We start from the raw sequence: 23,499 nt of genomic DNA on the forward strand, positions 1-23,499 counted from the left end.
AAATCACCCAAATGGATGAGAATAACCTTCATTTATTCTGTTATTTTCGAGTATAACAATAACCAAAAACAAAAACTATGAAAAAACTAACTAAAAGAATCATTCCAATCCTAATTTTAGTATTAGGTATTTGTCTGCATTCAAGAGCACAAAACGTTGAGATAAAAGGAATTGTACTCAACAAAGAAGCAACTAAATATTTTCAATCGGCTGGTTACAAATTTATTAAAGTTGCAAATGATGGTATTACAACAGCTTTCAATGGGTATAAAATGTTTTATAACAAAAAGGACGAAAGCGTTTTAATTTCAAAACATCAAACTAAGCCGCCAGGAAAAACTCAAATACTCTTGGGAGGTAGCGCTGATTTCTTTTGTACAAAAGGTTGTGAAGAAGAAGGCTGTGTTATAGAAAGAATTGGAAAAAGGAAGGGTTATAATAAAAATGCTATTACATATGAATGCGTTGGTTGTTATAAAAATGATGGAGGTGTTGAACTTTGCGAAGGATCTTTAGTAATACGTAAAGTGATTTTAAAAGATATATTAAAACAGTTGAAAAAAGCTAAATAAGTCATTCCTGTTTTTATGAAAGAGACCCAAATTGAAAACCAGTTTGGGTTTCTTTTTGCTGTGAGCCGAGACTTTTTTTATGAGTATGTGTGTTATTAAACTAAAACGTCATCAGTATATTTTTTCAAAATACCAAAAACGTCTTGTTTATTAAAAGGTTTAGAGAGAATATCATCAAAACCTAAATCGTCCAATTTAGTAATAAGCTCTGTGCTTGGTATGTTCGCCGTGAAAGCAATAACCGTTAAGCTAGGATTGTATGCTTTAATATGAGTAATGGCTTTAAAACCATTCATTTGTGGCATTTCTAAATCTAAAAACACTAAATCAATATCTCTATTAGCTTTTATGCTTTCAATGGCTTCAATTCCATTTGTAGCTTCATAAATTTTGGCAACCCGTTTTTCTAATATTTTTTTAGCATACATCATGCTTATCACATTATCTTCAACAAGTAAAACATTAGCGTTTATTGAAAAATCATCATTATAAACAGTTTTTATTTCCAACTTATTAGGTAAAACAGGAAGACGCTCTAAGGTTAGAGGAAATATAAAAGAAGTTCCTTTATTAAGTTTACTTTCTATTTTTATCTCAGAATTCATGGCCTCAATTATCGATTGAGAAATCGCTAAGCCTAGTCCTGTACCTCCATAAACAGGATTAATTTCATTCTTAATTTGATGAAAACTTTCAAATACTTTCTTTATATCTTTTGGTGCAATTCCTACTCCTGTATCTTTTACTTTAAATTGAATGCTTACCGTATCGTTTTCTAAAGTTACAACTTCGGCCGAGAAGGTTATTTCACCTTGTTCGGTAAACTTAATGGCGTTAGATATGAGGTTGTAAACTACCTGTGCAAAACGTTTTTCATCTATATTAACTACAACATCTTTTAACTTTGGATCAATATAACTATGTAGTTTTAAGTTTTTCTCTTCTGCTTTATTAATAAATGGTATGGTTATTTTACTTAAAAAGTCATAAATTATTTTAGGTTCGATAACAAGTTCAAAGCGTCCCGACTCTATTTTATGAATATCCAACATATCGTTTACCAACAAAAGCATATTATTATTGCAGTAATCCAATATTTCAAAATACTTGGTACTATTTTTAGGAGTGTCTTCAGCACCTCCATCTAATATTAATTGAGTAACCCCATTAATACTATTAATTTGTGTGCGTAATTCATGTCCTAAATTAGACAATACTTTGGTCCTTCTATCCTTTTCGCTTACAGCACGTTTCTTATCATTATAGATTTTTTTAATATACGATTTATTATGTCCCAATCCTTGAAGAGAAAACACCATAATTAGCACGAAAGCAACCGATGAGTTTAAAATAAATCTATAGTGCGTTTGTTCTCGAGTGATGTTCTCGTAATATGTGGAATACATTGGAGAGATGATAACCGAAATAACCATAATTAAAATGGTTATTGAATAAAGTATATTCGTGTGTTTTTGAAAATATATTTCATGACGAATAACATAAGGTAGTACAAATAATAGCGCCAATTGAAACCAATAATAACCAGACATTAAACCTTCTAGGTAAGATAGTATCAGCGTAGAGAGCCCCAAAACAATGTAAACCATATATGGGCCTATTAAGTAGTTGCGCATAACAACTAAAACATAGATACTTACAAAAAAGCTTATAAGAGGAAATATAATAATAATTAAAGATACCGTTAAACTGTAACGATATGCTAAAAAAATATAGAAAAAAGTGACCAAAATAGCAGAAAAATAGATAAGCATAGCAAGCTTAAAAAAGGATTTGCTTTTTAATTCTTTAAAATTAAGGTGATGTATTCTATGTTCCATTTGAAATTCAGTACAGACAAAAGAAGTGATTTTATCGATTAAAAACAAGATGATTCATAAATATTGCAATATTTTGTGTATTTCTTTACAAAATATCGGATTTATTCTTACGGTGCCTAGGAAATATTGTTCGAAATACTTTAAAACGAAATCTATATTTTTTCTATACATTTGTTTTCTTAAAATACTCACTCAAACAATTTCAAAACAATTAAAAAGTAATTTCAATGAAAAACACAGCCTTATCTCAAACTCACGAAGCACTAGGTGCTAAAATGGTACCTTTTGCAGGATATAATATGCCGGTGCAATATGAAGGTGTTATTGCCGAACATGAAACTGTGCGCAGTGGTGTTGGTGTTTTTGATGTTTCGCACATGGGTGAATTTTTAATTGAAGGAGAACATGCTTTAGATTTAATTCAGAAAGTATCGAGTAACGATGCCACTAAACTAACCATTGGAAAAGCACAATATAGTTGCATGCCAAATGATGATGGCGGTATTGTAGACGATTTAATTATTTATAAAATAAAAGAAACCACCTATTTATTGGTTGTTAATGCTAGTAATATTGAAAAGGATTGGAATTGGATTCAATCTAAAAATGATGTTGGTGCTGAAATGCGTGATTTAAGCGAAAACTATGCTTTACTTGCAATTCAAGGTCCAAAAGCCATTGAGGCCATGCAATCTATTACAAGTCAAGATTTATCGGCTATCAAGTTTTATAATTTTGTAGTTGGCGATTTTGCAGGTGTTGAAAACGTGATTATTTCTGCAACGGGTTATACCGGAAGTGGCGGATTTGAAATCTACTGCAAAAACACCGAAGCGAAACAAATTTGGGATAACGTATTTAAAGCAGGAGCCGATTTTGGTATTAAACCAATTGGTTTGGCGGCTCGTGATACCTTACGTTTAGAAATGGGGTATTGCCTTTACGGAAATGATATTGATGATACCACTTCGCCTATTGAGGCAGGATTGGGTTGGATTACCAAATTCACTAAAGATTTTACTAATTCTGAAGCTCTAAAAGCTGAAAAAGAAAAAGGAGCCGAACGTAAATTAATTGCTTTTGAACTTGATGAACGCGGTATTCCTCGCCATGGTTACGATATTGTAGATGGCAACGGCAATAAAATTGGTGTAGTTACTTCCGGAACCATGTCACCAAGCTTAAACAAAGGTATTGGTTTAGGTTATGTACCAACCGTTTTGGCTGGTGTAGATAGCAAAATTAATATTCAAATTAGAAAAAAAGCGGTGCCAGCAACCATTGTTAAGCTCCCGTTTTACAAATAATATATGCTCGATTTTCAAGCCATATTAAAAGGTATTCATCAAGACGCTATTCATGCTTCCGACAAGGGAGTTGTAGCGTCTTATATTCCTGAACTAGCCCATATTGATAAAAACAACTTCGGAATACATTTACGTACTTCTCGTGGTGAAACCTATGGTGCTGGCGAGTTTAACAAACCTTTTTCCATACAAAGTATTTCTAAAGTTTTAAGTTTAGCCAAAGCCATGTCGCTTATTGGCGAAGATGTATGGAAACGAGTTGATGTGGAACCATCTGGGCATCCATTTAATCAATTAGCCTTATTGGAAGTTGAAAACGGTATTCCACGAAACCCGTTAATTAACTCTGGTGCGCTTGTTATTGCCGATGTTTTGGTGTCGCATTTAGAGAATCCAAAAGCCGATTTTCTAAAATTTGTTCGCGAGATTACAAACGACAGCAATATTAAATACAATGAAGCTGTTGCTATTTCTGAAAAAAATACAGGCTTTAAAAACTATGCTGCGGCTAATCTTTTAAAGTCCTTTAAAAATTTACAAAATCCGGTTGAAGAGGTTTTAGATTTCTATTTTCATCAATGTGCCTTGGAAATGACTTGCACCCAGCTTACTAAAACATTTTTCTTTTTGGCTAATAAAGGCACTTGTCTATTAAATAAAGTACATTTAAAAGAATCGCAAGTTAAACGGATTAACGCTATTATGCTTACTTGTGGCTTTTACGACGAAGCTGGCGAGTTTGCTTTTGAAGTTGGTTTACCTGGTAAATCTGGTGTTGGCGGTGGTATTGTGGCTTTACTTCCCGATAATTTTGTAATTACAACTTGGTCTCCGGGATTAAATAAAAAAGGAAATTCTAAACTAGGGATGTTGGCGCTAGAAGCTTTTACAACCCGAACCAAACGCTCCATTTTCTAGGTTGCTTTTATGATAAAAAGAGAAAGCAAACATAGAATTCTTATTTTGGGCGTTAGCGGTTTTATAGGAAACGCTATTTACCGCGAGCTTTACCCCTATTTTAAAACCTACGGCACCTACAATACAACAAATACGGCTTTAGAGAAAAATCATCAATTTTTTCAATTTAATATTGAAGAAGATGATGTTTACGAAATTCTCGATATTGTAAAACCCACCATTATTATTTCGGCACTTCGTGGCGATTTTTCTAAGCAAGTCATCGTCCATCGTCATGTGGCGGAATATGTTTTAGCTGAAAATATCAAATTTATTTTTCTATCCTCAGCAAACGTTTTTGATGCTTACAGTAAGTATCCAAGTTACGAGGAAGATAAAACCTTAAGCATGAGTATTTATGGGCATTTCAAAATAAAAATTGAAAATATGCTCCTGCGATTACCTAAAAAGAACGTTGTTATTATACGAATTCCTATGGTTTTTGGATCACAATCGCCCAGAATCACTGAGATAATCAACCTAATAGACGTTAATGAAGCTGTTGAAGTTTTTCCGAATTTAATTATGAATGTTACTTCGGAAAATAAATTAACCCAACAAATTCATTACATCATCAACAGAAATAAATCTGGCATTTTTCATCTTGGAAGTACCGATTTAGTGCATCACGACGATTTTATAAAAGAAATTATCGAAACCCTTCAGCTTCAAAATAAAGTAAAGTACAAACAGGTTTACACCACTAACGACGATAGATACTTAGCTGTTTTACCAAAACTAAATAAACTCCCTAAACACCTGCAATTGGTAAGCGAAGATGTTTTATCAGAATTAAAAAAATAAAAAAACGAAGCGCTTATATATCCTCATTAAATTGATTAAATTAGCTTCTTTAAATTATATCAAAGATTAATTCGTGTCTATTTTTAAAATCTAGAACTAAACACACCATAAATACATAAAACATGCTTAAACTATCAGAAGACGATATAGAAAAACGCTTACTTCAACTTCCAGAATGGGATTATTATGATGATGCTATTCATGCCGAATTTGAATTCGATAACTTTAAAGATTGCTTTAGCGCCATGAGCCGAATTGCTTTTGAATGCGAAGCCTTAAACCATCACCCCGATTGGTCTAACGTTTACAACATACTTACCATTTCTCTTTCTACGCACGATGCCAAAGGCGTTACGGTTAAAGATTTTAAACTTGCCGAAGCCATCGAAAACATTGTAGAACCAGACGAGGATTAATTTGTTTTTTCGATTTAGGTTTTTAACTTTGTCGTAATAAATATAATAGATTTATTTTCGCTTTTGCGGAAATGTAACAGTAATAAAGTTGTCGCTTTCATTTGATTTTTATCAACTTATAAACGGACAACCACTAAAGAATTTTAATTATGGGAAGAGCTTTTGAATTTAGAAAAGCAAGGAAAATGAAACGTTGGTCTGCCATGAGCAAAGCCTTTACACGTATTGGTAAAGACATTGTGATGGCTGTTAAAGAAGGTGGTCCCGATCCTGCAAGTAACTCACGTTTAAGAGCTGTTATACAGAATGCAAAATCTGTAAACATGCCTAAAGACAACGTAGAGCGTGCCATTAAAAAAGCAAGTGAAAAAGGTCAAGGTGACTATAAAGAAGTCATTTTTGAAGGCTATGCGCCTCACGGAATTGCTGTTTTAGTTGAAACGGCAACCGATAATAATACAAGAACAGTAGCCAATGTTAGAAGTTATTTTAACAAATGCGATGGTAGTTTAGGTACATCGGGTTCTGTGGTGTTTATGTTCGATCATACTTGTAATTTTAGAATTGGTGCAGAAGGATTAGATCCTGAAGAATTAGAATTAGAATTTATAGATTTTGGTGCTGAAGAAGTTTTTGCTGATGATGATGGTATATTAATCTATGCCCCATTTGAAAGTTTTGGAGCAATTCAAGCTGAGCTAGAATCTCGTGAAATTGAAATTTTATCGTCTGGTTTTGAGCGTATTCCTCAAGTAACAAAAGCATTGACTGCCGAACAAGCTGCTGATGTAGAGAAGCTTTTAGAAAAGTTAGATGATGATGATGATGTACAGAATGTATATCATACCATGGAAGAAACTGGCGAGTAAATCATATAAAATGAATTAAAGAGAACTTAGCGGTTCTCTTTTTTTTGCATAAAACTATTGAAACTTATGAAAACGATAAATTGGGGAATTATTGGCTGTGGCAACGTTACCGAAGTTAAAAGCGGACCAGCTTACAAACTTACAGATGGTTTTAATATTGAAGCCGTGATGCGTCGTGATGTTGAAAAACTTGAAGATTACGCCAAACGCCATAGCATTGCTAAAACATATACAGACGCCGATGCACTTATTAATGATAGTAGTATTGATGCCGTTTATATAGCAACACCGCCCGATAGCCATAAACTTTATGCCTTAAAGGTCGCTGCTGCCGGAAAAATTTGCTGTATTGAAAAGCCATTGAGCCCAAGTTATGCGGATAGTTTAGAAATATATAACGCTTTTAAAGAAAAAGATGTTCCGTTATTTGTGGCCTATTATCGTAGATCTTTACCTCGATTTTTAAAGGTTAAAGCATGGTTAGATAGTAATTATATTGGTGATATTAGACATATATCGGCACATTTAAGCAAACCTGCAAACCAAACCGATTTATTGAAAAAAGATAATTGGCGAACAGACTCTAATATTGCTCCCGCAGGTTATTTTGATGATTTAGCGAGCCATGGGTTAGATTTATTTGCTTATTTATTAGGAGATTTCGTGGATGCTAAAGGTTTTAGTTTAAATCAGCAAAACTTATATTCGGCTAAAGATGCCGTTACCGCATCTTGGTTACATAAAGATGGTATTACAGGTTCTGGAACATGGAATTTCGGGTGTAGTGATCACCTAGATCATGTTACTATTTATGGTAGTAAAGGCACCATTGAATTTTCCGTATTTCATGAAAACCCAATTGTATTAAAAAGTGAATCTAAAAACAAGTCCTTAGTTATTGAAAACCCAAAACATATACAAACGCCACATGTTGAAAGCATGAAAGCCGTTTTATTTAATGAAATCCCCGAACATCCTTCTACAGGAAAAACAGCATTGCATACCAGTTGGGTAATGGATAAGATTTTAGGCGAAATTTAGTTTTCACCTTTGATTATGGTATTTAATATATAGTATTGACTTTAATGTTTAGAATAATCATGGCAGATTTCCCCTGCGTTAGGGATTGAGCGGCCTGTTTGAGCTCTTTTTGTGTGGTTGCACCTATGCAACACAAAAAAGCGAGTAGCGAAAGCCCGCCCCTTGGGGAACGCTCTAAAACCGAAAATCGCTAAGGTTTAAAAATTTTATTTACCTTTATTTTTTACATAAATCAACTTAAAACGTCCATTGGTTTGGTCGCGTTGCTCCATTTCAAATTGTGGTAGAGATTTAAACAGCGGTGTTAACTTCTGGAATCCAAAGTTTCGAGAATCGAAGTTGGGTTGCTTTTTTAGAATTAAAGAGCCTACATCGCCTAAAAATGCCCAACCATCATCGTCCGCAGCATCGTCTACAGAGTTTTTTAGTAGCTTAATCACTTTCGGTGTTATGCTGTATAAATTTTCTTTTTTAGGCTTTGCTCCTTTTTTGCCTTTATTGGTATCTTCATCTTCATCACTATCCTTGGCCAGGATTTCTAGATAGATAAATTTATCGCAAGCGACAATAAAAGGGTTTGGAGTTTTCTTTTCACCCATACCGTAAACCACCATAGCGGCTTCGCGTAATCGGGTTGCTAATTTGGTGAAATCACTATCTGATGATACTAAGCAAAAGCCGTTTACCTTTTCGGAATATAAAATATCCATGGCATCGATAATCATAGCGGAATCTGTGGCATTCTTGCCCGTGGTATACCCGTATTGTTGAATTGGCGTTATGGCATTTTCTAAAAGCACATTTTTCCATTTGGAAAGGTGTGGCTTAGTCCAATCGCCATATATTCGTTTTATTGTTGGTGTGCCATATTTGGCTATTTCTTCCATCATTTCAGAAATGTATCGTGATGGTATGTTGTCGCCATCGATTAAAACGGCTATTTTAGTGTCTTTTATCATAATTATTAAAGATATAAATAATATAGACTTGAAGATGTGTTAAGTCTAAAAAACTTCTAATTTGGTTAATAAAAAAAGCTACATCCTTGTGAGAGATAGCCTTTGAGTTTTAAAAGTTGTGAAAAATGTTTCTTTTTAGGGACAATCAATTGTTTACTTTATGTTTCATTTTACCCAACTAAAGTATAAAATTCAATTATTATACCAAAGTATCATTTTATGAATATTCGGGTATTTTCCCTACAACACCTTTGTAAAAGGCATCCATAAAAGCGAAATCGGCTTCAGTATTATCTGTTGGGTAAAAAGGCTCGGACACTTTATTCTGTTTATTTTTAAAATCTAGTGTGAACATAATAATAGGAATGCCGGCTTCTTTTGCAATATAATAAAACCCGGTACGCCATTTTTTTACTTTTTTACGCGTGCCCTCTGGTGCCAAGGTCATACGGAATTCGTCTTTTTCTTTGAACAATTTAGCAATGGCCTCTACTTTGTTTTCATTATTCTGCCGATTTATTGGAGCGCCTCCTAATGCTCTAAAAAACCAACCTATCGGAAAAATAAAGAGTTCTTTTTTTCCAACAAAATTAGTTTTCACGCCAACAACGGCACGTACTAAAACGCCAATATAAAAATCGTGCCAACTGGTATGTGGCGCTGCTATAATAATGGATTTTTTAATGGTATCTTTTGAAAAACTGGTGTTACCAACAACCTGCCAACCTAAAAGTTTAGAGTATATTATTTTGGCTAGCCATTGCATATTATATTTTCTTATAAAGTCCTTTTAACTTCTCGGGAGTAATGGTTTCTTTCCAGTTTTTTCCGATGGCATTTTCCCAAAGTGGCTCTAAACTTAGTGCTACACCAATCATGATATCAAACTCTTCGTCGCTTAAATTTTTACAAATACCTTGTGGTAATTCTATACCGTGTTTGGCTTTCATTTGCTTATAAATAGCAACACCTTCTGGGTAAAATTCGTCTAAATGATCGAAAACTAAACAGTTACCAATACCGTGTTTTACGCCTAAAAGGAACGACAAACCATAACTCATAGCATGTGCAACACCAACTTGAGAATAAGCAATACTCATACCTCCATGCCAGCTTGCCATCATTAATTTGTCTTGAGATTCTTCTTCGGAAATAGTATCGCTTAAAAATATTTCTTTGCATAACTCAAACGATTTTTCGCCATAAGTTTTACTGAATTCATTTAAATACGTTCCGTTTAACGATTCTACACAATGCACATAGCAGTCCATTCCGGTATAAAACCATTGATCTTTAGCAACATCTCTTGTTAATTCTGGATCTAAAATAACTTGATCAAAGGGCGTGAAATCACTATTAATACCCAACTTAAGTTTTGGTCCTGTTAAAATAGCTGTTCTAGAAACTTCGGCTCCTGTACCAGAAATGGTTGGAATTCCGACGTGATAAATAGCTGGATTTTTAACTAAATCCCAGCCTTGGTAATCTTTAGCTTCGCCTTCATTAGTAATTAAAATGGCAACCGCTTTGGCTAAATCGAGTAAACTTCCACCACCGATACCAATAATACCAGATGGGCGTGCTTTTGATTTTACAATTATATCTTCAACAAGCTCGTCGACTTGTGTGGTTTTAGGTTCATCTTTGGTTGAAACAAAAATAATTTTATCATCATAAGACAATTTAATTCTTGAAATTAACCAGGTGTTATTTTTAAAAACATCGTCTATTAAAAAAATAAAAGGCGCATGAATACTTGATCGTTTTGGGGATAAAACGTCGTTTATTTGACTGAAACTACCTCTGCCAAAAATTACTCTAGGCACCATTGGAAAGTTTTTGTAATTCATTTATTCTGTTTTCTTTTACGAAATGTAAAAATAGTATTAATTTAAATTTTACTCGTTTAAAAAGTGTTGAAATTTTTCAGAAAATAGACCAACATGGTAGCCATCAACTAAAGCGTGATTTACATGCACGGAAACATTCATTATTAATTCATCATTAATTTTGGTTGCTTTTCCAAAAGAAATTTTAGGAATACTGTCTAATAGCCCTGAATTAGGCTCTTTATGACCAATAAAATTGACCCAAGGTAATGCGGAACAATGAATACAATCGAGTCCATTTACCGGTGGATAAAGATTAGTGGAGTTATTTATACGTGTTTTTTCATTTTCTAAATTATCAGAAAACAACTTAAAATCATCGTTAAAGTGTACAAACGAAAACCCGAAGGTCTTATCTTGCCTTAGAATTGTAGGAGAAGTATGAATTACATCGTACACCACTACCTCGTTATCTAGAATACGGTACTTGAAATTTTCAACCTCATTGATAGCCCGCATACAATCGTGTAAATATCGCGTAAAAAAGCTAATCTTATTTGCTTTAGAAACCTGATAAGCCTGTGTAACATTAAACGGTATAGTAACCGCAAAGGACGGATCGGCTAATGCTGAAAAGTGCTCAAAATGTTGTTTTCTGTTCCAGGTATTTATATCTATAGTTTTCAATTTAATCTATAAGTTTTAATAAATCTTTCAACGAATTTATGGTTTTGTAAGCTTTTCCGTTGGTTTCCTTTTCTGTAACTTGTTCGTGTGCCCAAGTGGTATGAAATGGTACATGAATGGCCTTAGCTTTCAAATTAACTAGAGGTAAAACATCTGACTTTAGTGAATTTCCAATCATTAAAAATTCCGAAGCATCGACATCTAAACGTTTTAATAGTTTAGCATAATTATCTTCTTGCTTATCGCTTAAAACTTCAATGTGATGAAAATAATTAGTTAATCCTGATTTTTCCAATTTTCGTTCTTGATCTAATAAATCACCTTTGGTTGCTAAAATGAGTTTATATTTTTTTGAAAGTGTTTTTAGCACATCTTCTACCCCATCAAGCAATTCCACAGGCTTATTAAGCATGTTTTTACCAATATTTAAAATAGCTTCGATGGTTTTATTTGAAACGTTATAATTTGATAATTCCAAAGCTATTTCAACCATAGATAAAGTAAAGGCTTTTATGCCGTAACCGTATAATGGTAAATTACTAATTTCCTTTTTAAAAAGCTCCTGATCTATTTTATTAGGCGTTTCATACTGCGATAATAAACGCCCGATTTCATCTTCGGCTTCTCTAAAATAAGTTTCGTTAACCCAAAGCGTGTCATCAGCATCAAAACCAATCACTTTTATATCTTTATAATTTATTTCCATAGTTTTTTTGCACGTTCTAAATCTTCAGGTGTATCAATTTCAACACCTTGCACATCAGTTTCAACCATTTTTATACGTTTTCCGTACTCTAAATATCGGATACATTCTATTTTTTCTGAAGCTTCTAAAGCCAGCATTGGTAACTTATAAAAGTCTAAAATGGCTTGCTTTCTAAAGGCATAAACCCCTTTGTGTTTAAAATATCTAACACCAGCATTTTTATCTCTAGGATAAGGAATTGGACTGCGTGAATAATAAAGTGCAAAATTTTCTTGATCTACAATTACCTTTACCGTGTTCGGGTTATTTATTTCGTCTAAATCGGTAATATGTACCATTAAAGATGCTAAGTCTACTTCTTTATTTGGGTCGTTTTTAAAAACTTCTATCAGTTTTGCTAAGGAAACTTCATCAGTAAAAGGTTCGTCGCCTTGTACATTTATCACGACATCAACATCTAAAAACTCAACAGCTTCTGCAATTCTATCGCTACCACAGTCGTGTTCTTTTATACTCATCATGGCTTTTCCGCCGTTATTTACAATCTCGTCGTAAATGATGTTGCTATCTGTAACTACAATAACATCGTCGAATAATTTGGTAGCTACAGTGGCTTCATACGTTCTAAGGATAACCGTTTTCCCACCCAAATCTTGCATTAGCTTTGCAGGAAAACGAGATGCACTGTAACGTGCAGGAATCATTGAAATTATTTTCATATAAAATATTACTATTTTTTGTTTTACTTCTGAAAGTTGTCAGTTTTAAATCATGATATCTTCTTCAAAAATAACATAATTATTGTAGGTTTTAAGTGTTGCTGGGTTTAAACTTTTTATAGATTTTAAAAATAACGAACAATATAATAAGAACTAAAACAATAGCAAGTATGGGCATAAATATTGAAATAGCAGACATAACCACAGAAGTTCCTGTTTCTAAAGTGGATACAATGGGGTTTCCTAAACCACCTGTAGTTGCTGTAGACGCTAAGCGCGTGGTACTTGAAGTTCCTGCAACGGCAGCGGCTGTTCCACCACCAGCAATAATGGCCAATGCCCAAGTAACTACAGGGCTTAAATCGGCCACAGTAGAAAGCATGACTGCTGTACCAGCTAATGCCGCTAAAGGTACAGCGACGGTATCTAATAAATTATCGACATACGGTATAAAATACGCGCAAATTTCGACAACTGTAGCCACTCCTAATGTGATTAAAGCCGTTGTGCTTCCAACCCATTGCCAAGATTCATTAAGTTGCCAAACATCAAAATAGGCCGATAAACTTAATGCGAATAATGGTAAAAACACCCGAAATCCAACAGATGCGGAAAGACCGATGCCTAAAAATATGCTGATGATGGTTTCTACTGTCATAAAAGTTTAAAAGCTTTAATTTACTGATTTCTGTTTTGTAATTCAAAAATTGTGCCTTTATAAAAATACAATAAATTATGGTGTCTCTTCTTCAAAAAAATCATCTTTAAAACCGATTAGATATAGTTTTTCTTTGGCTCTTGTGGCTGCTGTATATAACCATCGTAAATAGTCTTTATCAATACCATTAGGTAAATACGGTTGTTCTACAAATACGGTATTCCATTGTCCACCCTGTGATTTATGACAAGTAATAGCGTACGAAAATTTAACTTGCAAGGCGTTAAAATGTTTGTTTCCTTTTACCTTTAAAAACTTTTTATATTTCGAAGTTTCATTCTCAAAATCCTTCATCACCTCTTGGTATAACCGGTTAGAATCTTCATAAGGTAGCGATGGCGTTTCAGCTTCAATAGTGTCTAAAATTAAAACCGTTTCAAAAGGAATCATTTTGGGATAATCCACCATACGTATTTTAACTTCCGCAAAACGAAAACCATATAATTCTTGAATACTGAAAATTTCTAGCACTTCAATAATATCTCCGTTGGCAATAAAACCGGCTTCAGAAGTAGGTTTTAACCAAAAGTAATTATTTTTCACCACCATAAGATAATCTCCTGCCGATAATTCGTGCTCGTTAAACAGAATTCGGTTTCTAATTTGCTGATTGTATAAATTGGCGCGTTTATTACTTCTAACGATAATGGCGGTTTCTTCGTTTCCTAAATCGCTATAAGCATCGTTTATGGCATCCATAATTTCATATCCATCCACCAATCTTACAATATCTTTGAAACCGTGTAAGTCGAATTTAAAATGATCGTAATTCTCACTAGCTATAACATCTCGCAAAACGGTAGCGTTTACTAAAATACCCGAATCTTGACCTTGCCTAACCACTTCATCCAATTCCATACGTGTCACTTCCTTGTTGTAGTTCAGCGCCAAAATATGCTCATCTAAAGCGGGGCTTATATCTAGTTTTACTGGCGGAAGCTGTGCGGTATCTCCTATTAAAAGAAGTTTGCAATTATGGCCAGCATAAACATATTGCATTAAATCATCCAAAAGCGATCCGTTTTCTACAAATTTAGATTCAGCAGGTGTATCTGGAATCATAGACGCTTCATCCACAATAAAAATAGTATTTTTGTGCTTATTTGGCTGCAAAACAAACTTTACGCCACCACCAGAATCTTTTTTTGGAAAATATATTTTTTTATGAATTGTAAAGGCTTCTTTTCCGGAATAATTAGCGATTACTTTCGCTGCTCGCCCAGTTGGAGCCATTAAAACGGCACTTTTTTTAGCTTTCCATAAATTGTTTACAATGGCGCCCACAATGGTTGTTTTCCCAGTACCAGCGTAGCCTTTAAGCAAATACAAGGCATCTTTATCAGTATTAAAGATGAATTCGGATAATTGCTGGAGTACAATATTTTGTTTAATTGTTGGATTAAACGGAAACTGCTGTTTTATAAGGGAATAGAATTCGGATGCTGTCATTTATTAGCTTAAAATTTATAAATTGTTCAAAGATAGAATGATTTTTATTCGCTTTGGTTTTTACGATTAAAAAAAAATTGTAGATTTGCTAAATAACGATTAATAAACTTTTAAATTAAATAACACACTATGTTAAATTTTATTCTTATTGTAGTTGCAGTAATTTTAGCAACGATTGGCTTGGTTAAGTTGGTTGATAAATTTATACCTGCAAAACTTAAACCGTTTTTAACAATTGCCCTTTGGGTATTAATTGGTTTTTTAGGATACCAAACGTACATGTCGATTTACGAGCCAATTCAATTTAACAAACTTAAGAACAAACGTTATGTTGTTGTTATTGAAAGTTTAAAGGATATTAGAGATGCTCAATTAGCGCACAGACAAGTAACAGGTAGATTTACAGATAACTTTGATAACTTAATTAAATTTATCGATACTGCAGAGTTTACTATTACACAACGTCGTGACTCTAGTGTTATTGATGAAGTTTTAACTAAACGTTACGGTGTAGATACAACTAAAGATATTGTTATTGTTGATACTTTAGGTACTGTTTCTGTAAAAGATTCTTTATTTAAATCATCTGACCGCTACAAAACCATGATGAATGTTCCTGGAGGAAAAGAAGGTGCTAAATTTGAATTAAAAGCTGGCTTTATTACTCAAAACGATATTAACATTCCTGTTTTCGAAACTTTAGTTAAAAAGGAAGTTATTTTATTCGATCAAAATAAAGACTTAGTACTACAAGAAAATAAAGTAATAGCTGTAGACGGCGTTAACGGTGATGCTTTAAAAGTAGGATCTATGAACGAAGTAAATACTACAGGTAACTGGCCAAAAACTTATGGCGCAAGCGAATAATATTACCACCACTATTAATAAACTAACTAATTTAGAACTGTCCATTCAAATAAGCTTGAGTGGACTTTCTTTTTGTATTCTACAGCGAGATACGCAAACTATTACCGATCTTAAGGTTATTCCGTTTAAAAAGAAATTAAACCCAATAGCCCTTCTAGATAAGTTAAAGGAGGCTTTTGAGACTGAAACTGCATTACAAAATAAGTTCTATGCTGTTAACGTGATTCACGATAACGAGCTTTCTACATTAGTGCCACAATCTATTTTTAACGAAAATAACCTAGCTGATTATTTAAAATTCAATTCTAAAATTTTAAAGTCCGATTTTATAACTTTTGATACCATTGATTTAAACCAAAGTGTAAACGTGTACATCCCGTATGTAAACGTTAATAATTACATTTACGATCACTTTGGCGATTTCACCTTTAAGCACGCCTCTACCGTTTTAATAGAAACGATTTTAGCTACTGAAAAGACATCTGAAACCACACAATTTTACGCACACGTTGGGCAAAATCAATTTCAAATTATAGTCCTTAAAAACGGTAAACTTCAATTTTACAATAGTTTTGTGTTTCATACTAAAGAAGATTTTATTTACTATATTTTGTTTACTGCCGAGCAATTAAAGGCTAGTCCAGAAAGCTTAAACCTCCTTTTACTTGGAGATGTAAAACAAGACGACGAACTTTACAACATCGCTTACAAATACATTAGAAATGTAAGTTTTGGCCAAGCACAAAAGCAATACAAATTTACCGAAACACCAGAAACAAATCATTCAAACTTCACTTTAATAAACGGTTTTTAATGCGCATAATATCAGGATTATATAAGAGCAGAAGAATAACAGCTCCGAAAAACTTACCCGTTCGTCCAACAACCGATATGGCTAAAGAATCGTTATTCAATATATTAAACAATACTTTTTATTTCGACGACATTTCGGTACTCGATTTATTCGCCGGAACCGGAAATATAAGTTATGAATTCGCCTCACGCGGTACAGCACAAATTACAGCTGTAGATCAAGATTTTGGATGCATAAAATTTATCAACCAAACTGCCGAGCAATTCGATATGCCAATAAACACCATTAAAAGCGATGTGTTTAAATTTCTAGAAAAATCGACATTAAAAGCTAACGTTATTTTTGCCGATCCACCATATAGTTTCACCGAAGAGCAGTTCTCAAAAATACCCGAATTAGTATTTAAAAACAACCTGCTACTAGAAGGAGGTGTGCTTATCGTAGAGCATTCAAAACATACCGATATCTCTAAAAGCATAAATTTTAGTTACTCAAAAAGTTACGGAGGCAATATGTTTAGCTTCTTCGAAACACCAGAATAAACCAACATTATTCATAAAAACACAAAAACCCTTCAAATCCAAAGCTCGAAGGGTTTTTTTATAAGTAAGTAAATCTATAAGCCGGGTTCTGTTCTTCTCGCAAAGCAAGAATACCTTATCATTTATCTGCGTATTTTGTTACCAAAACACTTTAGCTGCTTACCCTCCAGCATCGGGCGTTCAACCCTCAAGCACTGGTTTACATAACATTGCACCACATAGAGTTTACCTGGTTTCACTACAGCATTACCTGTACATTCTTTCTGTTGCACTAGTCCTAACCTCTCGGTTGGTGGCCGTTAGCCACTATGTTGAACTATGGTGTCCGGACTTTCCTCTACCTCAAATAATCGAAATAGCGATAAGGCGATCTACTAGCCAGCAAAACTACAATAAACAAATAGTAAAATACATAGAAATTTATAAATAATTAATCTTTGGGCGTTACCTAAAGGTCGGGCTTTCCGCAGTCGCTTTTTTATGTTGCATAGGTGCAACAACACAAAAAGAGCTCCAACAATGCTGCAATCCCTAACGCGGGTCTGTCTTTCAGCTCATAGCGGTTTCTTCACTACTCACTTTTCTTCATAAAAAAACAGTTGTTAATAACTCCCTTTAAATTTCGCCTTTACAATTTAATAATCCGAAAGGAATTTTTAACTTTGTTACTCATTCAATAGCAGTAAAAATTTGGAACATTTTATAGTATCGGCTCGAAAGTACAGACCTCAAACATTTAAAGATGTCGTTGGGCAACAAGCCATTACTAATACTTTGTTAAACGCTATTGAAAACAATCACTTAGCCCAAGCCTTATTATTTACAGGTCCTCGTGGAGTTGGTAAAACAACCTGCGCACGTATTTTGGCTAAAATGATAAATAGTGATGGTAAGGAAACAGGCGAAGAAGATTTTGCTTTTAACATATTTGAACTCGATGCTGCATCCAATAACTCTGTAGACGATATTAGAAGCCTAACCGATCAAGTACGTATACCGCCACAAGTTGGAAAATATAAAGTCTATATTATTGACGAGGTACACATGTTATCTCAAGCCGCTTTTAATGCCTTTTTAAAAACATTAGAAGAACCGCCAAAACACTGTATATTTATACTTGCAACTACCGAAAAGCATAAAATAATACCAACTATATTATCGCGTTGTCAAATATTCGATTTTAAGCGTATTACGGTAAAAGACGCCAAAAACTATTTAAAATATATCGCCGAAGAACAAGGCATTACTGCCGACGACGATGCTTTGCATATTATAGCACAAAAGGCCGATGGAGCCATGCGTGATGCACTTTCTATTTTCGATCGTGTTGTCAGTTTCTCAGGGAAAGATTTAACTAGACAAGCCGTAACCGAAAACTTAAACGTACTCGATTACGAAACGTATTTTGAAAGCACCGATTTAATTCTTGAAAACAAAATACCCGATTTGCTTATTCAGTTTAATCATACGCTTTCTAAAGGATTCGATGGACATCACTTTATAGCAGGCTTAGCCTCGCATTTTAGAGATTTATTGGTAAGCAAAACACCAGCCACTATTGAATTGTTAGAAGTTGGCGAACAAACACAAACTAAATATTTAGAACAATCACAGAAAGCTTCACAGGAATTCCTCATGCAAGGTATCAATCTTGCGAACGACTGCGATCTCAAGTATAAAACCAGTAAAAACCAGCGACTTCTCGTCGAACTATGTCTCATGCAGCTTGCCTCTATCACTTTCGATGGAGAAAAAAAAAATAGCAAATGTTACATAATACCTTCATCATACTTTAAAAAGAAAGGCATTACGCCTATTCCTGTAAAAGTTCCAAAACCTGCGGCAAGCGTTGCACCTTCCGCGGAAGCGAAAACACCAAGCACACCCGTTTCTACGCCACAAGCGCCTGCCAAACAGCCCGAAGCAGAAACGGTTTCCAATGTGGTTACAAACCCACCACCAAGACGCCGTTCTGGATTGTCGTTAAGTAGTATTCGCGCTAAAAAAGAGCACCAAATAAAGCAATTAGAAGTTGTTGTTGATGAAGAGAACTTACCGACCGAGCCTTTTACAGAAGAACGCTTTATGGAAGTTTGGGAGTTTATTACAAACAAAATCCGAAAAGACGGAAAACACAATCTGGCTTCTATTTTAAGCATGGATACGCCTAAACTTAAAGGCACCAATATTCATTTAGAGTTTCCTACCGAAACGAACAAAAAAGAGGTTACACAAAACCAGTTCGAGCTGATGAATTACATTAGAACGACATTAAGCAATTTCGATATTAGTTTAGTGATAACAGTTAATGAGGTGACTGAAAAAAAATACGTATTTACTGATGAGGATAAATACGAAAAACTAAAAGAAAGCAACCCAAACATCGAAATTCTTCGTCGTGCTTTCGATTTAGATCTTTAGGTCTTGGTCTTCTATTAATAGTGTTATTTCCGTAATTAATAGAACTCTGATTATGAATATACGAAAGACTTTATAAAAAAGTTAGTAATAACAGATAAAGAATAGCTTTCGCTATTCTTTATCTTCTTTTGGTAAAACAATCTCGGACTGATATTTTTCTAAGAACTTTTTTTGTCTCGAAATTAAGTCTTCAGTTATTTGATCTATATTCATGAAATCTGTACCAAAATCACTTCCGAAGAAATCATCATTAAAGAAATGATTGCTAAAAAGAGAATCTTCAGAAAATATATTCTCAAATCCTTGTTGTTCAAATCTCGAATAGTTCTTGAAAAATTTAGACTTAAAGCTTTGCATTAAACTATCTCGATCCATGGCCGATAATCTTTCTATATCCTCGCTAGAAGACCAAGAATAGATACTATCGTATTTAATTAAATTACCGTTTTCGTCAAATTCTTTATCTACTTTCCATGACCCTTTTGGTTTTTCTATTGTTGTAATTTCTGTTTTTTTATTTTCATCTTTTTGCCCGCTGCAATTAATACTTAATAATGCAACCGCTAATAATAAAACACATTTTTTCATGATTTTAAATTTTTAGTTAAACATTTATATTTCACTAATAATGATTTTGTTTGTTCAGCATAGAGCACTTAAAGAAGTGAGGCTGAAAAATTCAGCCTCACTAATCTCTTAAAAATTCCTTTGTTAAAAATTTAGTTGTACAATTAAGAAATTTTAATTTGTCTGGCAGGTTTTTGTTTAGCTTCTTCCTTTTTTGGTAAAAGAATATTTAAAATACCATCTTGATAATTAGCCGTGATTTTATCATCATCTACCGTTTCTGGTAAGGTAAAAGTTCTTTTAAATGAAGTATAACCAAACTCTCTACGTGTGTAGTTTTCTTCTTGTTGCTCGTGCGTTTCTTTTTTCTCGGTGGAAATAGATAACACGTGATGGTCTATATCTAATTTGAAATCTGATTTTTTTAACCCTGGAACAGCCATTTCTACCGTATAATTATCGGCAGTTTCTTTAATATTTACTTTTGGTAAAGAGAAACCTGTATTAAAATTAGAAGTAAATACAGAGGGTAATTCTCTATTAAAAATATCATCTAACCAATTAGAAGTACTTGGGAAGCTTGCATTTGAATTTGTTTTTGCTAAACTTCCGTTTTTAGGAACATTAATTAAATTGCTCATAATTACAAAATTTTAAATTAAACATTTTTTCAAACTTGAAACCTTTATGATTTCATGCAGTGAAAAACAAAAAAAGTACCAAACGAATATTTCTATGTTTTCTAACAATATTTCTGCCATTTTTTCAGAATTATTGTTAGAAAATCATTTAAAACACTGAAATAATGACATTTTAAGACTTGTAACAACATGCTATAAATGTCATTGAACATGAAATTCGACAGGTATCAACCTTTCAACTGTAATTTTTTAAGCTTTTCTTTAAACATAATAGCTGCGCTAGTATAACCACCTTCGGTACCATCTACAAAATGAATGTGCTTTTCAGTGCGATCTTCAATATAGCAAGACATAATGGAAGCATGTGTAATATGTATTCCATAGATAATTTTGTTTTCAGCTTCGAGCCGATCTAGAAGTGCTTTTAAAGCATCAACTTGTTCATCGGTTCCGGAGATTACCGTATTCAAAAAACCATCGAGCATTATGGTATCCGATAATTGTGCAATTCTCGTTTTGGTGATTCTTCCTGCTTTAGAAAACTTAAAATATAATATTCCAAAAAGGGTGATGAGCCAATTATTTATGAGATAGCTTCGTTTGTATTTTCCAATTTTAGCATACATCTCTTTTCTTATTTTTTTCAAAGAAGAGTCTAACTTTAGTTTTTGAGAGGAAATCGGGTTCCGTTTTTCGAGATCACCAAAAATAGCATCAACCTGCTCCATAATTTCACCATAAACTTCTGCTTGCTCGTTTTCGTTATCGCAATCTACAAGCAGGCAAATCACCTTTTTATCGTTTTTATTGGGATAAACTTCGTTCCAACGGCACTCCATGCCTTCTAGATTAAGTTTGGTTGGTTTTTCGCTAAATATATCCGAAGCCTTAAAACCGTCCTTAATAATGCGTTCGGCATATTTCATTCCATTTCCTAAAACTACAGGCGTGGTTAAATATTTATTGTGCCTAAGCTTTGTAATTCTTAAAGTGATGTTGTTGGCGTATACTTTTTCTACCTCTAATTGTCCAACTCGTAAATTAAGTTCGGTTGTTTTTTTTATATGCTGGCTGTAATTATTTAAAGCCAATAAAACAGGTTTTACCGCCGCTTTTGGTATAATAAAAGTAGCACCATCTCCTCCAAAAAAATAAGGGATTTTAACTTTGGTTTTTGTCGATTTTAAAGTGTTTAATACCGTTATAATACTTCCAGTAGCACTTAAATTAACATCATTATGCAAGCCTCGTGCTACAGCTTCGGTAGAATTTTCTATATCTGTAACTACCACAGACCAACTATCAGGGACCTTATAAAATAAACTTTCATCCTTTAAAAGATCTTTAATGGATAAATTGGTTTTTGGAATATCTTTATAAAAATTTAAATAACTCTTCTTAATCAAAACGCTACTATTAACTACTGGTTCGGGTTAAAGGTAATATATATCTGCCGATAACAATCGAAAACAGATAATAGCTTTCACCCTATAAACCTTAAAAATAATTGATGATTTATGAATTAGAGAGTATAACCGATTTTAGGTATATTTGAACAGAAAAACGTTCTAGAATGGAACGGGAAAAACCAAACATATGAAAAAAATATTTTTTTTTGCTTGTACCATTTCTTTAGTTTTTATGAGTTGCGATGGTCGAAATCGTATGCACCAAAGTAATCGTGAGGTTTTAGAAAGTGCTAATCTTTTAGAATCGTTTAGTACTCGAGTTTATTTTGTGCCGCAGGAAGAAGTTAAAATACATACAGATACTATAATGAGTAGTGGTTTTCATGTGAAATTAAATTATAATTCTATTGAAGGTCAATTTGTCTCGAAAACGGAAGTTACAAAAGGTAAAACTCAAACTAAAATACATTTTAAAAACTTCGAAGCGCAATTATCTGTACTAAAACAAGGACAGTTATTAACGCATAGTTTAATTAATAAATCGCTTTTTAAAGAGTACGCCACACCTGATTTTTGGGAACAGGCTATTATGCAACATGTTTGGTTAAACCATGAACAATCTACCGCAGAAATGGTGTGCTTAAACACCTCCTTCCGAATTTTAAACACCAATACTTTTAAAGACTTCAGTATTTTAATTGATACTTTTGGCAACCTTAAAATTAAAGAAGTAAATTTGCTTCCAAATACCATATAACATGTTAGGCTTAAAATTACCAACCGACCCAAGATGGGTTAATATTGTAGAGAAAAACATTAAAGAAATATTAACAGACCATGCCTTTTGCGAACAAAAAGCAACGAGCACAGCTATTTCCTTAATAGTGAGTTTTCCGGAATATACAGACCTTGTACAAGAAATGGTGGCTTTGGTTAAAGAAGAAATTAGTCATTTTAAAATGGTACACGATAAAATTATTGAGCGTGGTTGGACGTTAGGTCGTGATCGTCGTGATGACTACGTGATTGCTTTATTGAAATTCTTTCCAAAAGGAGGTAGTAGAACAACGCAATTAGTACATAGATTACTTTATGCAGCATTGATAGAAGCTAGAAGTTGTGAACGTTTCCGTTTGCTTTCCGAAGAATTAGAAGATCAAGAACTGGCTGAATTTTATAGAAATTTAATGGTAAGCGAGGCTAACCATTACACCATGTTTTTAGGGTTTGCGAGACAATATGGCGAAAAAAAAGAAGTTGATACCAAATGGCAACAACTTCTTGAATTTGAGGCTGAAATTATGAGTAATTTGGGTACTAGTGAAACCATACATGGATAGAAATTTAATCGCATAAATTCTATCTTT

The 23,499-nt window shown here is 33.6% G+C and carries 25 protein-coding genes and 1 other RNA gene; 13 read left to right on the forward strand and 13 right to left on the reverse strand.

All coding sequences use genetic code 11. The annotated features are described in order from the left end of the window. Positions 1-77 precede the first annotated feature (77 nt). On the forward strand, positions 78-572 hold the full coding sequence (locus QWY92_RS18775) for a hypothetical protein (RefSeq protein ID WP_290274464.1): 495 nt from the start codon (positions 78-80) through the stop codon (positions 570-572). Positions 573-667: 95 nt separating this feature from the next. On the opposite strand, the gene QWY92_RS18780 is transcribed toward QWY92_RS18775, so the two are convergent. Next, entirely contained in the window at positions 668-2,410 is a 1,743-nt protein-coding gene (locus tag QWY92_RS18780; RefSeq protein ID WP_290274467.1) for a hybrid sensor histidine kinase/response regulator, read from the reverse strand. Between the two features lie 227 nt (positions 2,411-2,637). Here QWY92_RS18780 and gcvT point away from each other — a divergent pair, with 227 nt between their 5' ends. The 6 genes from gcvT to QWY92_RS18810 all read left to right on the forward strand — a co-directional run bounded on the left by gcvT (position 2,638) and on the right by QWY92_RS18810 (position 7,804). Further along, positions 2,638-3,717, forward strand: coding sequence for a glycine cleavage system aminomethyltransferase GcvT (gene gcvT / locus QWY92_RS18785; protein ID WP_290274469.1), 1,080 nt, complete (start codon positions 2,638-2,640; stop codon positions 3,715-3,717). A 3-nt stretch (positions 3,718-3,720) separates the two neighbouring features. Next, the gene (locus tag QWY92_RS18790; protein WP_290274471.1) at positions 3,721-4,635 is read left to right on the forward strand and encodes a glutaminase; all 915 of its coding nucleotides are present in this window, start codon (positions 3,721-3,723) and stop codon (positions 4,633-4,635) included. A gap of 9 nt (positions 4,636-4,644) precedes the next feature. After that, positions 4,645-5,478 carry a sugar nucleotide-binding protein gene (locus QWY92_RS18795; protein WP_290274473.1) on the forward strand — a complete coding sequence of 278 codons (834 nt, stop codon included), beginning with the start codon at positions 4,645-4,647 and terminating at the stop codon, positions 5,476-5,478. Positions 5,479-5,600: 122 nt separating this feature from the next. Continuing rightward, the gene (locus tag QWY92_RS18800; protein ID WP_290274475.1) at positions 5,601-5,894 is read left to right on the forward strand and encodes a 4a-hydroxytetrahydrobiopterin dehydratase; all 294 of its coding nucleotides are present in this window, start codon (positions 5,601-5,603) and stop codon (positions 5,892-5,894) included. Between the two features lie 149 nt (positions 5,895-6,043). Then, entirely contained in the window at positions 6,044-6,763 is a 720-nt protein-coding gene (locus tag QWY92_RS18805) for a YebC/PmpR family DNA-binding transcriptional regulator (RefSeq protein WP_290274476.1), read from the forward strand. Positions 6,764-6,829: 66 nt separating this feature from the next. Further along, on the forward strand, positions 6,830-7,804 hold the full coding sequence (locus QWY92_RS18810; RefSeq protein ID WP_290274478.1) for a Gfo/Idh/MocA family protein: 975 nt from the start codon (positions 6,830-6,832) through the stop codon (positions 7,802-7,804). A gap of 206 nt (positions 7,805-8,010) precedes the next feature. On the opposite strand, the gene QWY92_RS18815 is transcribed toward QWY92_RS18810, so the two are convergent. The 8 genes from QWY92_RS18815 to QWY92_RS18850 form a co-directional block, all read right to left on the reverse strand. After that, positions 8,011-8,763 (reverse strand): NYN domain-containing protein, encoded by a 753-nt coding sequence (locus QWY92_RS18815; RefSeq protein WP_290274480.1) that lies wholly within the window; start codon positions 8,761-8,763, stop codon positions 8,011-8,013. A gap of 217 nt (positions 8,764-8,980) precedes the next feature. Further along, positions 8,981-9,529, reverse strand: coding sequence for a 1-acyl-sn-glycerol-3-phosphate acyltransferase (locus QWY92_RS18820; RefSeq protein ID WP_290274484.1), 549 nt, complete (start codon positions 9,527-9,529; stop codon positions 8,981-8,983). A 1-nt stretch (position 9,530) separates the two neighbouring features. Continuing rightward, positions 9,531-10,613, reverse strand: coding sequence for an iron-containing alcohol dehydrogenase family protein (locus tag QWY92_RS18825; protein ID WP_290274486.1), 1,083 nt, complete (start codon positions 10,611-10,613; stop codon positions 9,531-9,533). A gap of 48 nt (positions 10,614-10,661) precedes the next feature. Next, complete coding sequence (locus QWY92_RS18830) at positions 10,662-11,279, reverse strand: CatA-like O-acetyltransferase (RefSeq protein ID WP_290274488.1); 618 nt, start codon at positions 11,277-11,279, stop codon at positions 10,662-10,664. A 1-nt stretch (position 11,280) separates the two neighbouring features. Continuing rightward, positions 11,281-11,985 carry an HAD family hydrolase gene (locus QWY92_RS18835; protein ID WP_290274490.1) on the reverse strand — a complete coding sequence of 235 codons (705 nt, stop codon included), beginning with the start codon at positions 11,983-11,985 and terminating at the stop codon, positions 11,281-11,283. Then, positions 11,976-12,704, reverse strand: coding sequence for a 3-deoxy-manno-octulosonate cytidylyltransferase (gene kdsB, locus QWY92_RS18840; protein ID WP_290274492.1), 729 nt, complete (start codon positions 12,702-12,704; stop codon positions 11,976-11,978). Before kdsB ends, QWY92_RS18835 begins: the two co-directional genes overlap by 10 nt. 91 nt (positions 12,705-12,795) lie before the next feature. Then, positions 12,796-13,362, reverse strand: coding sequence for a DUF4126 domain-containing protein (locus tag QWY92_RS18845; RefSeq protein ID WP_290274494.1), 567 nt, complete (start codon positions 13,360-13,362; stop codon positions 12,796-12,798). 75 nt (positions 13,363-13,437) lie between these two features. Beyond that, on the reverse strand, positions 13,438-14,871 hold the full coding sequence (locus QWY92_RS18850; protein ID WP_290274497.1) for an ATP-dependent DNA helicase: 1,434 nt from the start codon (positions 14,869-14,871) through the stop codon (positions 13,438-13,440). Positions 14,872-15,000: 129 nt separating this feature from the next. On the opposite strand from QWY92_RS18850, the gene QWY92_RS18855 reads away from it, so the two are divergent. Genes QWY92_RS18855 through QWY92_RS18865 form a run of 3 tightly spaced genes read left to right on the forward strand, consistent with a single transcriptional unit; the run spans position 15,001 to position 17,094 of the window. After that, positions 15,001-15,738, forward strand: coding sequence for a hypothetical protein (locus QWY92_RS18855; protein WP_290274499.1), 738 nt, complete (start codon positions 15,001-15,003; stop codon positions 15,736-15,738). Next, on the forward strand, positions 15,722-16,552 hold the full coding sequence (locus QWY92_RS18860) for a DUF3822 family protein (protein ID WP_290274501.1): 831 nt from the start codon (positions 15,722-15,724) through the stop codon (positions 16,550-16,552). Before QWY92_RS18855 ends, QWY92_RS18860 begins: the two co-directional genes overlap by 17 nt. Continuing rightward, on the forward strand, positions 16,552-17,094 hold the full coding sequence (locus QWY92_RS18865) for an RsmD family RNA methyltransferase (RefSeq protein ID WP_290274503.1): 543 nt from the start codon (positions 16,552-16,554) through the stop codon (positions 17,092-17,094). Before QWY92_RS18860 ends, QWY92_RS18865 begins: the two co-directional genes overlap by 1 nt. Positions 17,095-17,155: 61 nt before the next feature. On the opposite strand, the gene rnpB is transcribed toward QWY92_RS18865, so the two are convergent. Then, positions 17,156-17,472, reverse strand: an RNA gene (gene rnpB / locus QWY92_RS18870) — RNase P RNA component class A. 312 nt (positions 17,473-17,784) lie between these two features. Between rnpB and dnaX the strand changes: the two genes are divergently transcribed. Next, the gene (gene dnaX / locus QWY92_RS18875) at positions 17,785-19,515 is read left to right on the forward strand and encodes a DNA polymerase III subunit gamma/tau (protein WP_290274506.1); all 1,731 of its coding nucleotides are present in this window, start codon (positions 17,785-17,787) and stop codon (positions 19,513-19,515) included. Between the two features lie 111 nt (positions 19,516-19,626). On the opposite strand, the gene QWY92_RS18880 is transcribed toward dnaX, so the two are convergent. The 3 genes from QWY92_RS18880 to QWY92_RS18890 all read right to left on the reverse strand — a co-directional run bounded on the left by QWY92_RS18880 (position 19,627) and on the right by QWY92_RS18890 (position 22,129). Next, positions 19,627-20,103, reverse strand: a complete 477-nt coding sequence (locus QWY92_RS18880) for a hypothetical protein (RefSeq protein ID WP_290274508.1) — start codon at positions 20,101-20,103, stop codon at positions 19,627-19,629. A gap of 143 nt (positions 20,104-20,246) precedes the next feature. Next, a complete protein-coding gene (locus QWY92_RS18885; protein WP_290274509.1) occupies positions 20,247-20,723 on the reverse strand; it encodes an Hsp20/alpha crystallin family protein in 477 nt (158 codons plus the stop codon). Positions 20,724-20,950: 227 nt separating this feature from the next. After that, positions 20,951-22,129, reverse strand: a complete 1,179-nt coding sequence (locus QWY92_RS18890) for a DUF3095 domain-containing protein (protein ID WP_290274512.1) — start codon at positions 22,127-22,129, stop codon at positions 20,951-20,953. A 190-nt stretch (positions 22,130-22,319) separates the two neighbouring features. Here QWY92_RS18890 and QWY92_RS18895 point away from each other — a divergent pair, with 190 nt between their 5' ends. Further along, positions 22,320-22,889 carry a hypothetical protein gene (locus tag QWY92_RS18895; protein WP_290274515.1) on the forward strand — a complete coding sequence of 190 codons (570 nt, stop codon included), beginning with the start codon at positions 22,320-22,322 and terminating at the stop codon, positions 22,887-22,889. 1 nt (position 22,890) lies between these two features. After that, positions 22,891-23,472: a MiaE family protein gene (locus tag QWY92_RS18900; RefSeq protein ID WP_290274517.1), complete on the forward strand. Its 582-nt coding sequence runs from the start codon at positions 22,891-22,893 to the stop codon at positions 23,470-23,472. Positions 23,473-23,499 lie beyond the last annotated feature (27 nt).

The organism is Algibacter miyuki (genome assembly GCF_030409805.1).
GTDB lineage: Bacteria > Bacteroidota > Bacteroidia > Flavobacteriales > Flavobacteriaceae > Algibacter > Algibacter miyuki.

Bases quoted from the DNA above. Each gene is read 5' to 3' on its own strand.
- QWY92_RS18775 (WP_290274464.1), top strand. From the start codon at position 78: ATGAAAAAACTAACTAAAAGAATCATTCCAATCCTAATTTTAGTATTA.
- QWY92_RS18780 (WP_290274467.1), bottom strand. From the start codon at position 2,410: ATGGAACATAGAATACATCACCTTAATTTTAAAGAATTAAAAAGCAAA.
- gcvT (WP_290274469.1), top strand. From the start codon at position 2,638: ATGAAAAACACAGCCTTATCTCAAACTCACGAAGCACTAGGTGCTAAA.
- QWY92_RS18790 (WP_290274471.1), top strand. From the start codon at position 3,721: ATGCTCGATTTTCAAGCCATATTAAAAGGTATTCATCAAGACGCTATT.
- QWY92_RS18795 (WP_290274473.1), top strand. From the start codon at position 4,645: ATGATAAAAAGAGAAAGCAAACATAGAATTCTTATTTTGGGCGTTAGC.
- QWY92_RS18800 (WP_290274475.1), top strand. From the start codon at position 5,601: ATGCTTAAACTATCAGAAGACGATATAGAAAAACGCTTACTTCAACTT.
- QWY92_RS18805 (WP_290274476.1), top strand. From the start codon at position 6,044: ATGGGAAGAGCTTTTGAATTTAGAAAAGCAAGGAAAATGAAACGTTGG.
- QWY92_RS18810 (WP_290274478.1), top strand. From the start codon at position 6,830: ATGAAAACGATAAATTGGGGAATTATTGGCTGTGGCAACGTTACCGAA.
- QWY92_RS18815 (WP_290274480.1), bottom strand. From the start codon at position 8,763: ATGATAAAAGACACTAAAATAGCCGTTTTAATCGATGGCGACAACATA.
- QWY92_RS18820 (WP_290274484.1), bottom strand. From the start codon at position 9,529: ATGCAATGGCTAGCCAAAATAATATACTCTAAACTTTTAGGTTGGCAG.
- QWY92_RS18825 (WP_290274486.1), bottom strand. From the start codon at position 10,613: ATGAATTACAAAAACTTTCCAATGGTGCCTAGAGTAATTTTTGGCAGA.
- QWY92_RS18835 (WP_290274490.1), bottom strand. From the start codon at position 11,985: ATGGAAATAAATTATAAAGATATAAAAGTGATTGGTTTTGATGCTGAT.
- kdsB (WP_290274492.1), bottom strand. From the start codon at position 12,704: ATGAAAATAATTTCAATGATTCCTGCACGTTACAGTGCATCTCGTTTT.
- QWY92_RS18845 (WP_290274494.1), bottom strand. From the start codon at position 13,362: ATGACAGTAGAAACCATCATCAGCATATTTTTAGGCATCGGTCTTTCC.
- QWY92_RS18850 (WP_290274497.1), bottom strand. From the start codon at position 14,871: ATGACAGCATCCGAATTCTATTCCCTTATAAAACAGCAGTTTCCGTTT.
- QWY92_RS18855 (WP_290274499.1), top strand. From the start codon at position 15,001: ATGTTAAATTTTATTCTTATTGTAGTTGCAGTAATTTTAGCAACGATT.
- QWY92_RS18860 (WP_290274501.1), top strand. From the start codon at position 15,722: ATGGCGCAAGCGAATAATATTACCACCACTATTAATAAACTAACTAAT.
- QWY92_RS18865 (WP_290274503.1), top strand. From the start codon at position 16,552: ATGCGCATAATATCAGGATTATATAAGAGCAGAAGAATAACAGCTCCG.
- QWY92_RS18880 (WP_290274508.1), bottom strand. From the start codon at position 20,103: ATGAAAAAATGTGTTTTATTATTAGCGGTTGCATTATTAAGTATTAAT.
- QWY92_RS18885 (WP_290274509.1), bottom strand. From the start codon at position 20,723: ATGAGCAATTTAATTAATGTTCCTAAAAACGGAAGTTTAGCAAAAACA.
- QWY92_RS18895 (WP_290274515.1), top strand. From the start codon at position 22,320: ATGAAAAAAATATTTTTTTTTGCTTGTACCATTTCTTTAGTTTTTATG.
- QWY92_RS18900 (WP_290274517.1), top strand. From the start codon at position 22,891: ATGTTAGGCTTAAAATTACCAACCGACCCAAGATGGGTTAATATTGTA.